This window comes from Hydrogenophaga sp. (genome assembly GCF_036675665.1).
Classification (GTDB): domain Bacteria; phylum Pseudomonadota; class Gammaproteobacteria; order Burkholderiales; family Burkholderiaceae_C; genus Hydrogenophaga.
The window spans coordinates 1-8,818 of the sequence record NZ_JAKFEO010000028.1 but is presented as its reverse complement, the minus strand read 5'-3'; the positions used below and the strand labels follow the sequence as shown (position 1 = coordinate 8,818).

The following is an 8,818-nucleotide window of genomic DNA, read 5'->3' as shown; positions in this document are numbered from 1 at the left end:
GCTGCTGGTGGGCCTGATCACGCTGCGCATGTCGGGCCACTACCTGCCGCTGGCCACCATCGCCTGGGGCCTGTCGCTCTACTACCTCATGGGCAACCTGGACGCGCTGGGCAAGTACGACGGCCTGCTCGGCCTGCAAAGCCTGTCCATCGCCGGCTTCGACATCGGCCAGGGCCGCGCCTTCTTCGTGCTCACCTGGGTCATCCTGCTGGCGTTCGCCGCCGCGCTGCTGCACCTGCTGGATTCGCGCGCGGGCCGCGCCATCCGCTCGCTCAAGGGCGGTTCACAGATGGCCGAGGCCATGGGCATCAGCACCTTCCGCTACAAGGTCACCATCTTCGTGCTGGCCGCGCTGTTCGCTTCCGTTGCCGGCTGGCTGCTCGCGCACTTCCAGCGCACGGTGAACCCCTCGGCCTTCGGCCTGAAGATGGGCATCGAGTACCTGTTCATGGCGGTGATCGGTGGCGTGGGCCACGTGTGGGGCGCCATCGTCGGCGCCGGCCTCATTCGTGTGCTCGAAGACCAGTTGCAGGTGCTGCTGCCCAAGCTGATCGGCACCAGCGGCAGCTACGAGGTGATCGTGTTCGGCATCGCGCTGGTGGTCGTTCTCAAATACCTGCCCGACGGCCTGTGGTCGCTGGTCGACCGCAACCTGCCCAAGCCACCGCGCAAGGTGGACTGGGCCGATGCCGCCGCCCTGCCCGAACGCGCCAAGCCCGCCACCGGCGCGCTGGTGCTCGATGTGCAGAAGGCGCGCATGCAGTTCGGCGGCCTGGTGGCCGTGAACGACATCAGCTTCCAGATCCACGCCGGCCAGATCGTGGGTCTGATCGGACCCAACGGCGCGGGCAAGTCCACCACCTTCAACCTCATCACCGGCGTGCTGCCGGCCACCGGCGGCGAGGTGCTGTTCCAGGGCGGCAACGTGATCGGCAAGCCCTCGCGCGCCATCGCTCAGTTGGGGCTCGCGCGCACCTTCCAGCACGTGAAGATGATTCCCGACATGACGGTGCTGGAGAACGTGGCGCTGGGTGCGCACACGCGCGGGCACAAGGGCGTGCTGCCGGCCATGCTGCGCACCAATCGCAGCGAGGAACGGCAACTGTTCCGCGAAGCGCAGCGCCAGCTGGAACGCATCGGCATGGGCGCCTACCTGCACGAGCAGGCCGGCAACCTGGCCATGGGCCCGCAGCGCCTCATGGAGATCGCGCGCGCCCTCTGCGCCGACCCGACGCTGCTGCTGCTCGACGAGCCTGCCGCCGGCCTGCGCCACCAGGAGAAGCAGGCCCTGGGCGGCGTGCTGCGCCAGCTCAAGGGCGAGGGCATGAGCATCCTGCTGGTGGAACACGACATGGACCTGGTGATGCAGATCTGCGACCACCTGGTGGTGATGGAGTTCGGCACCCTGCTCACGCAGGGGCCGCCAGAACAGGTGCAACAAGACCCCAAGGTTCGCGCGGCCTACCTCGGAACGGAACACTGACATGAGCACGACACCCATCCTTCAAGTCAAGGGCCTGCGCGCCGGTTACGGCCGCGCCGAGGTGCTGCACGGCATCGACATCCAGGCCCAGCCGGGTGGCGTGATCACCGTGATCGGCCCCAACGGCGCCGGCAAGTCCACGCTGCTCAACACGCTCATGGGCATCCTGCCCGGCCAGGGCGGAATCGAATTCCGCGGCCAGGACATCACCACCCTCACGCTCGAAGAGCGCGTGATGAACGGCATGGCGCTGGTGCCCGAGAAGCGCGAGCTCTTCGGCACCATGCCGGTGGAAGACAACCTGCTGCTCGGCGGCTTCCGCCAGATGCGACTGGGCAATGCGAAATGGCGCGGCAAGCTCGACGACGTCTACAGCATCTTCCCGCGCCTGCAGGAGCGCCGCACCCAGCTCGCCGGCACGCTCTCGGGCGGTGAACGCCAGATGCTGGCCGTGGGCCGCGCGCTGATGTCCAGCCCCGACCTGCTGATGCTCGACGAGCCCAGCCTGGGTCTGGCGCCGCTGATCGTGCGAGAGATCTTTTCCATCATCGAGCGCCTGCGCCAGACCGGCGTGACCATCGTGCTGGTGGAGCAGAACGCGCGCGCCGCGCTGCAGGTGGCCGACCATGGCTATGTGCTGGAGATGGGCGAACTCAGTGCGCAAGGCCCGGCCAGCGAACTCGCCAGCGACCCGCGCGTGATCGAGACCTATCTCGGCACCGCGCGGCAAGCCGCCTGACCCGATCACCCGCCCCCAACCACCCGAGGAGCCCCAGATGAAGAACGCACAGCGTCGTCACCACCGGACCACCCGCTTGACCCTGCCACTCGGTCTGGGCCTGCTCATCGCGGCCTGCGGCACCGCACCGCCGGGCACCTCCACACCGGCCGCGCTCACGCCCGCCGTGGGCGCCAGCCTGCGCCAGTGCGACACGCTGGCCGGCCAGTTCCGCTTCGAACAGACCAGCATCGACTCCGCGGCCCCGGTGGCCGCGGGTGGCCTCATGCTGGCGGGCCAGCCGGTGGCGGCGCATTGCCTGGTCAAGGGCCAGATGCACAAGCGCAAGGGCAGCGACGGCCGTGACTACGCCATCGGCTTCGAGATGCGCCTGCCGCAGGCCTGGAACGGCCGCTTCTACTACCAGGGCAACGGCGGCCTGGACGGTGCCGTGCGCCCGGCCGAAGGCGCCCTGGGCGGCGGCCCGCTCACCGGCGCGCTGACGCAGGGCTTCGCGGTGATCAGCTCCGACGCCGGCCACACCGGCGCGCAGACCACCGTCTTCGGCCTGGAGCCGCAGGCGCGCCTGGACTACGGCTACCAGGCCGTGGCCAAGCTCACGCCCATGGCCAAGGCGCTGATCACCAGCGCCTACGGCAAGGCGCCCGACCGCTCCTACATCGGCGGCTGCTCCAACGGCGGGCGCCACGCCCTGGTGACGGCCAGCCGCCTGGGCGACCAGTACGACGGCTACCTGATCGGCGCGCCGGGTTACCGCCTGCCCAACGCGGCGCTGGCGCAACTGTGGGGCGCGCAGCGCTGGGCGGCGCTGGCCACACCGGGCGCCACGGTGAAGCACCCGCTCAACCCCAACGCGAACATCCCCGACCTGGGCAGCGCCCTCAGCGCCGCCGAACGCCAGACCGTGGCGCGCGCCGTCCTCAACCGCTGCGATGCGCTCGACGGCCTGAGCGACGGCATGGTGCAAGCCACCCAGGCCTGCCAGGCCGCCTTCGACGTGGTGCGCGACGTGCCCGCCTGCAGCGGCGCGCGCGACGGCAACTGCCTCACGCCGGCACAGAAGACCACGCTGGCCCAGGTGCAGGCCGGTGGCAAGGCCGCCAACGGCCAGGCCATCTACAGCGCCTTCCCGCACGACGCCGGCATCGCCGGCAACAACTGGGCGACCTGGAAGTTCGTCAACTCGGTGGCACTGGACCCGCTCTCGGTGGGCACGGTGTTCACCGCGCCGCCGGCCGCGCCGGTGAACTTCACCAGCGCCAACATCGACGCCCTGCTCGCGGCGGTCTCCGCCACCAGCGACACCTACCGCGAATCGGGCCTGGCGCTCATGAGCCCGCCCGGCCACGAGAAGCCCGACAACCTGTTGCCCCTGCGCGCGCGCGGCGCCAAGATGGTGCTGTACCACGGTGTGAGCGACGCGATCTTCTCGGCCGAGGACACGCGCCAGTGGACCGAGCGCGTGAACCGCTCGCAGGGCGGCAAGGCGGCCGACTTCGCGCGCTACTTTCCGGTGCCAGGCATGAACCACTGCAGCGGCGGTCCGGCGGCTGACCAGTTCGACCTGCTGGGTCCGCTGGTGAAGTGGGTGGAGCAAGGCGTGGCCCCCCAGGCCGTGATGGCCAGCGCACGCGGCGCGGGCAACGCCGGTGGGGTCAACACCGAGTTGCCGGCAGACTGGTCCGCTACCCGCAGCCGCCCGCTGTGCGCCTACCCCACCGTGGCGCGCTACAACGGCAGCGGCCCGGTGGAAGCCGCGTCCAGCTTCGCCTGCCGCTGACCTGGCCGCCATGAACGCCTACCAGCCCCGCACCGCTGCGCACGCCTTCGTGCTGTTCGATGTGCTGCGCGCGCACGAGCGCCTGGCCGAACTGCCGGCGATGGCGGAGCACGCCGACACCGCCCTGCTCACCCAGGTGATCGAAGAAGCCGGCAAGTTCGTTGGCGAAGTGGTGGCGCCGCTCAACCGCAGCGGCGACGAGATCGGCGCGCAGTGGCAGGACGGCGCCGTCACCATGCCACCGGGCTTCCGCGACTCGTACCAGGCGTTCTGGCAGGCCGGCTGGCCCTCGCTCGCCTGCGCCACCGAAGACGGCGGCCAGGGCCTGCCCACCGTGGTGGAAGCCGTGCTGCACGAGCAGCTCAACGCCGCCAACCACGGCTGGACCATGGCGCCCGGCCTGCTGCACGGCGCCTGCGAATGCCTCCGCCACCACGGCTCCGATGCCCTGAAGGCGCGCTACCTCGAAAAGCTGGCCACGGGCGAATGGCTGGCCACCATGTGCCTGACCGAGCCGCACGCCGGCAGCGACCTGGGCCTGGTGCGCACGAAGGCCGTGCCGCTGGCCGACGGGCGTTTTGCGCTGTCGGGCACCAAGATCTTCATCTCCGGCGGCGAGCACGACCTGAGCGACAACATCGTGCACCTGGTGCTCGCGCGCCTGCCCGATGCGCCGCCTGGTCCCAAGGGTTTGTCGCTGTTCCTCGTGCCGAAGTTTGACGAGGACGGTCAGCGCAGTGCGGTGCATTGCGAGCGCATCGAGGAAAAGATGGGCATCCACGCCAGCCCCACCTGCGTGATGCGTTTCGACGAAGCGGCGGCATCCATCGTGGGCGAGCCGGGCAAGGGCTTGAACGCGATGTTCGTGATGATGAACGCCGCGCGCCTGCTGGTGGGCCTGCAGGGCATCGGCCTGCTCGACGCCGCGTGGCAAAAGGCCAACGCCTACGCGCAGGAACGCCGCCAGATGCGCGCGCCCGGCAGCACCAGCAAGGCCGGCCAGGCGGATGTGATCGCCCTGCACCCTGCGATGCAACGCATCCTGGGCACCCAGCGCGCCTGGATCGACGCCGGCCGTGTGATCGCCTACCGCACCGCGCTTGAACTGGACACGCAGAAGCACCACCCCGACGCCGCGCGGCGCGAGGCCGCCGCGCGCTGGTGCAGCCTGGTCACGCCGGTGCTCAAGTCGGCCTGGACCGAGCAGGCCTTCAGCGGCGCCAGCGCCTGCCTGCAGGTGTTCGGCGGCCATGGCTATGTGCGCGAATGGGGCATCGAGCAGCACGTGCGCGACGCGCGTGTGGCCATGATCTACGAGGGCACGAACGAGATCCAGGCGATCGACCTGCTGGTGCGCAAGACCCTGCCCGACGGGGCAAGCGCGCTGCAAACACTGCTGGCCGAACTGGCGGCAGACAGCGTGCCCAGCCCCCGCACCCGGCAGGCGCTGCAAACCTTCGGCGCCTTCGTGCGCGAGCAGGTCGTGCCGCACACCTGCGCGGCTGATGCTGCGCCCGACCAGCCGTTCTGGCTGGCCGACGATTTCCTGCGCGCACTGGCCTTGCTGCTCATGGCCTGGGCCTGGGACCGCCTGGCCGCGGCACCCGCCGTCGATGCCAGCGCGCACGCGGCCTTCTGGCGCTGGGTGTGGCCCGAATTCGACATGCGCATGGCCATGATGAACACCACCTTGTCGGTCGGGCAGCCCTGCCCGGCTATGCTCTGACGATGCCCGAAACCTCCATTGCCAACGCCATGCGCCGCCCCCGCGGTCCGCGCAAGAAAGACGCCGGCGACGGCCTGCAGCTCGACGCCGGAGCGGGCAACGCAACGGGCGATGCGCGCGAGGTCGACACCTCGTACCTGGAGACCCTGCTGGGCTACAACGCCCGGCGCGCGGCGCTCACCATCATTGCGCTGTTCCTGCGCCGCATGGAACCCTACGACCTGCGGCCGGTGGACTTCTCGGTGCTGACCGTGGTGGCGCACAACCCCGGCGTGACCTCGCGCCAGATCTGCGCGGCGCTCGACATCCTGCCGCCCAACCTGGTGGGCATGGTCAAGGCACTGCACAAGCGCGGCCTGGTCGAGCGCCGGCCCCACCCCACCGACCGGCGCGCCCAGGGCCTGCACCTCACCCCGGCCGGGCAGCGCCTGCACGCCCAGGCGCAGACCACGGCAACCAACCTGGAGCAGGAAGCCACGCACGCCTTGAGCGCGGCCGAACTGCAGACCCTGACCGCCCTGCTGCGCAAGGTCTACCGCCGCTAGGCCCTGGCAATCCGGGTAAATCCGTAGCGTGTGCCTTTGCGCCACATTGCTGCACCGCACGCAGCTAGCAAACTGGTAGCACCCTGGCTTCGTGTCTATAGTTCTCATTCGGGCTTTCGCCAGGCCTCCCAGGAGAATCCGCATGAGTGCCAAAGACAACGCTGCCGTGATCCAGCTCTTCGACCTGCTCGAATCACGCTACGCCATGCGGGTGATCTGGGCTCTCTCCGACGGCCATCCCCAGACCTTCCGCCTGCTGCAGGACAGCGTGGGCGGCGTGACCCCCAACACCCTCAACACCCGCATCAAGGAACTGCGAGCGGCGCGGCTGGTGGACCACAGCGGCCACGGCTACCGCCTCACGACCCAGGGCGCCGAGCTGGCGCGCCGCCTGAGCGATGTGCAGCAGTTCGCCACCAAGTGGTCGCACCAGCAGGCGCGCGTGGCGGCCAGTGCCACCACGCCGCACCAGCCGGGCGCCTGATCAGGCGCCGGGGCTGGCCACCACCGTCTGGTGCTGCTCGCCAAGGCCTCTCGCCCCCAGCGCCATCACGTCCCCCGCTTTCAGATACATCGGCGGCTTGTGGCCCATGCCCACGCCGGGCGGCGTGCCGGTGGCGATCACGTCACCGGGCTGCAGCGCCATGAAGCGGCTCAGATAGCTCACGATGGTCTTCACGCCGAAGATCATGGTGCGGGTGTTTCCAGTCTGGCGGCGCTGGCCGTTCACGTCCAGCCAGAGGTCCACATCCTGCGGGTCGCCCAGCTCGTCCGGCGTCACCAGCCATGGGCCCAGGGGGCAGTGGCTGGGGTAGCTCTTGCCCTTGGCCCACTGGCCTTCATATTCCATCTGGTAGGCGCGCTCGGACACGTCGTTGACCAGGCAAAAACCGGCCACCACGTCCATGACCTGGTCTTCGCCGACATGAAAGGCACGGCGGCCGATCACGATGCCCAGCTCCACTTCCCAGTCGAGCTTCTGCGCACCGGGAGGCAGCCACACGTCGTCGTTCGGACCGCAGACCGCGCCGCTGTGCTTGTTGAACACGATCGGTTGGCTCGGCGGCTTCAGACCGGCCTCGGCCGCGTGATCGGCGTAGTTCAGGCCGATGCCGATCACGTTGCCCACACCCCCCACGCAGGCGCCAAAACGCGTGCCGGGCGGTACGGCGGGCAGACCGGTCGGATCGAGCGCGGCCAGACGGGCCATAGAATCACGCCCCAGGGTGGCCGGATGGATGTCGGCCACCACCCCCGAGAGATCGCGCAGCGTACCGCTGGCATCGATCAGACCGGGTTTTTCGGCACCCGCGGGTCCATGGCGAAAGAGTTTCATGGGTTCAACCTGTTGAGTCGACTGTTGGAAAGGGGCCGATTGTGACCCCCGCCCCCTTCAAACGCCTGTCGCCTCCTTGAAACCGGGCCATGCGCCCCCATGTGCCTGCCTGCGGCCAGCGTTGCCCACTTTTTTTCAAATACTTTTCCATTCACTTCCATGAGCCACGACAACCAGCCCGCTGACAACGCCTCCCCGGACCCCAGTGCGCCTGTGAGCGCCGAAGAAGCGATGGCAGCCGCGGCGGCCAACGAGGCCGATACCCTGACCGCGCTGACCCAGGAGCTGTCCACACTCAAGGCGCAAAACGCCGATCTGGCCGAGCAGTTTCTGCGCGCCAAGGCCGAGGCCGAGAACACCCGCCGCCGCGCCGAAGAAGAGATCAGCAAGTCGCGCAAGTTCGCGGTCGAGAGCTTTGCCGAGAGTCTGCTGCCCGTGGCAGACAGCCTGGAGGCCGGCCTGGCAATCTCCGAGGCCACGCGCGAACAACTGCGCGAGGGCTCCGAGGCCACGCTCAAGCAACTCAAGAGCGCGCTGGAGCGCCATCGGGTGATGGAGATCAACCCGGCGGGTTCGACGAAGTTCGACCCGCACCAGCACCAGGCCATCAGCATGGTGCCGGCCGAACAGGAGCCCAACACCGTGGTGAGCGTCCTGCAAAAGGGCTATTCCATCGCCGACCGCGTGCTGCGCCCGGCCCTGGTCACGGTCACCGCGCCCAAATAAAGCATTCGGTGCGGTCGCGCTCTTGAAAAGAACCCGACTTATCCACACCTCATCCACATCGTTTTCAACAATCTTTTTTCTAGACGGAGCAACAACATGGGACGAATCATCGGCATTGACCTGGGCACCACCAACTCGTGCGTGTCCATCATGGAAGGCAACACCACCAAGGTGATCGAGAACTCGGAAGGTGCGCGCACCACGCCCTCGATCGTGGCTTACCAGGAAGACGGCGAAGTGCTGGTGGGTGCCTCCGCCAAGCGCCAGGCCGTGACCAACCCCAAGAACACGCTGTACGCGATCAAGCGCCTGATCGGCCGCAAGTTCACCGAGAAGGAAGTGCAGAAGGACATCAACCTGATGCCCTACTCCATCGTGGCGGCCGACAACGGCGACGCCTGGGTGGAAGTGCGCGGCAAGCAGATCTCGGCCCAGCAGGTCAGCGCCGACATCCTGCGCAAGATGAAGAAGACCGCCGAGGAC

At 68.7% G+C, this 8,818-nt stretch carries 9 protein-coding genes; 8 read left to right on the top strand and 1 reads right to left on the bottom strand.

Translation table 11 applies throughout. The features are described from left to right. The 6 genes from V6M63_RS10340 to V6M63_RS10315 form a co-directional block, all read left to right on the top strand. A partial coding sequence (locus V6M63_RS10340; protein ID WP_332741500.1) for a branched-chain amino acid ABC transporter ATP-binding protein/permease occupies nt 1-1,483 on the top strand: 1,483 nt, incomplete at its 5' end. A gap of 1 nt (nt 1,484) precedes the next feature. Next, the gene (locus V6M63_RS10335; RefSeq protein WP_332741499.1) at nt 1,485-2,222 is read left to right on the top strand and encodes an ABC transporter ATP-binding protein; all 738 of its coding nucleotides are present in this window, start codon (nt 1,485-1,487) and stop codon (nt 2,220-2,222) included. 37 nt (nt 2,223-2,259) lie between these two features. After that, nucleotides 2,260-4,002, top strand: a complete 1,743-nt coding sequence (locus V6M63_RS10330) for a tannase/feruloyl esterase family alpha/beta hydrolase (protein WP_332741498.1) — start codon at nt 2,260-2,262, stop codon at nt 4,000-4,002. A gap of 10 nt (nt 4,003-4,012) precedes the next feature. Then, complete coding sequence (locus V6M63_RS10325; protein ID WP_332741497.1) at nt 4,013-5,728, top strand: acyl-CoA dehydrogenase family protein; 1,716 nt, start codon at nt 4,013-4,015, stop codon at nt 5,726-5,728. Nucleotides 5,729-5,730: 2 nt separating this feature from the next. Beyond that, nucleotides 5,731-6,273, top strand: a complete 543-nt coding sequence (locus V6M63_RS10320) for a MarR family winged helix-turn-helix transcriptional regulator (RefSeq protein ID WP_332741496.1) — start codon at nt 5,731-5,733, stop codon at nt 6,271-6,273. A gap of 142 nt (nt 6,274-6,415) precedes the next feature. Further along, complete coding sequence (locus V6M63_RS10315) at nt 6,416-6,757, top strand: winged helix-turn-helix transcriptional regulator (protein WP_332741495.1); 342 nt, start codon at nt 6,416-6,418, stop codon at nt 6,755-6,757. On the opposite strand, the gene V6M63_RS10310 is transcribed toward V6M63_RS10315, so the two are convergent. Next, nucleotides 6,758-7,609 (bottom strand): fumarylacetoacetate hydrolase family protein, encoded by an 852-nt coding sequence (locus V6M63_RS10310; protein WP_332741494.1) that lies wholly within the window; start codon nt 7,607-7,609, stop codon nt 6,758-6,760. A 159-nt stretch (nt 7,610-7,768) separates the two neighbouring features. Between V6M63_RS10310 and grpE the strand changes: the two genes are divergently transcribed. Both grpE and V6M63_RS10300 read left to right on the top strand, forming a co-directional pair. Beyond that, nucleotides 7,769-8,335 carry a nucleotide exchange factor GrpE gene (grpE, locus tag V6M63_RS10305; RefSeq protein ID WP_332741493.1) on the top strand — a complete coding sequence of 189 codons (567 nt, stop codon included), beginning with the start codon at nt 7,769-7,771 and terminating at the stop codon, nt 8,333-8,335. 96 nt (nt 8,336-8,431) lie between these two features. Then, nucleotides 8,432-8,818, top strand: a 387-nt coding sequence (locus V6M63_RS10300; RefSeq protein ID WP_332741492.1) for an Hsp70 family protein, incomplete at its 3' end; no start/stop codon positions are given.

Excerpts from the sequence above, each read along its gene's own strand:
- V6M63_RS10335 (WP_332741499.1), top strand. The coding sequence starts at position 1,485 with ATGAGCACGACACCCATCCTTCAAGTCAAGGGCCTGCGCGCCGGTTAC.
- V6M63_RS10330 (WP_332741498.1), top strand. The coding sequence starts at position 2,260 with ATGAAGAACGCACAGCGTCGTCACCACCGGACCACCCGCTTGACCCTG.
- V6M63_RS10325 (WP_332741497.1), top strand. The coding sequence starts at position 4,013 with ATGAACGCCTACCAGCCCCGCACCGCTGCGCACGCCTTCGTGCTGTTC.
- V6M63_RS10320 (WP_332741496.1), top strand. The coding sequence starts at position 5,731 with ATGCCCGAAACCTCCATTGCCAACGCCATGCGCCGCCCCCGCGGTCCG.
- V6M63_RS10315 (WP_332741495.1), top strand. The coding sequence starts at position 6,416 with ATGAGTGCCAAAGACAACGCTGCCGTGATCCAGCTCTTCGACCTGCTC.
- V6M63_RS10310 (WP_332741494.1), bottom strand. The coding sequence starts at position 7,609 with ATGAAACTCTTTCGCCATGGACCCGCGGGTGCCGAAAAACCCGGTCTG.
- grpE (WP_332741493.1), top strand. The coding sequence starts at position 7,769 with ATGAGCCACGACAACCAGCCCGCTGACAACGCCTCCCCGGACCCCAGT.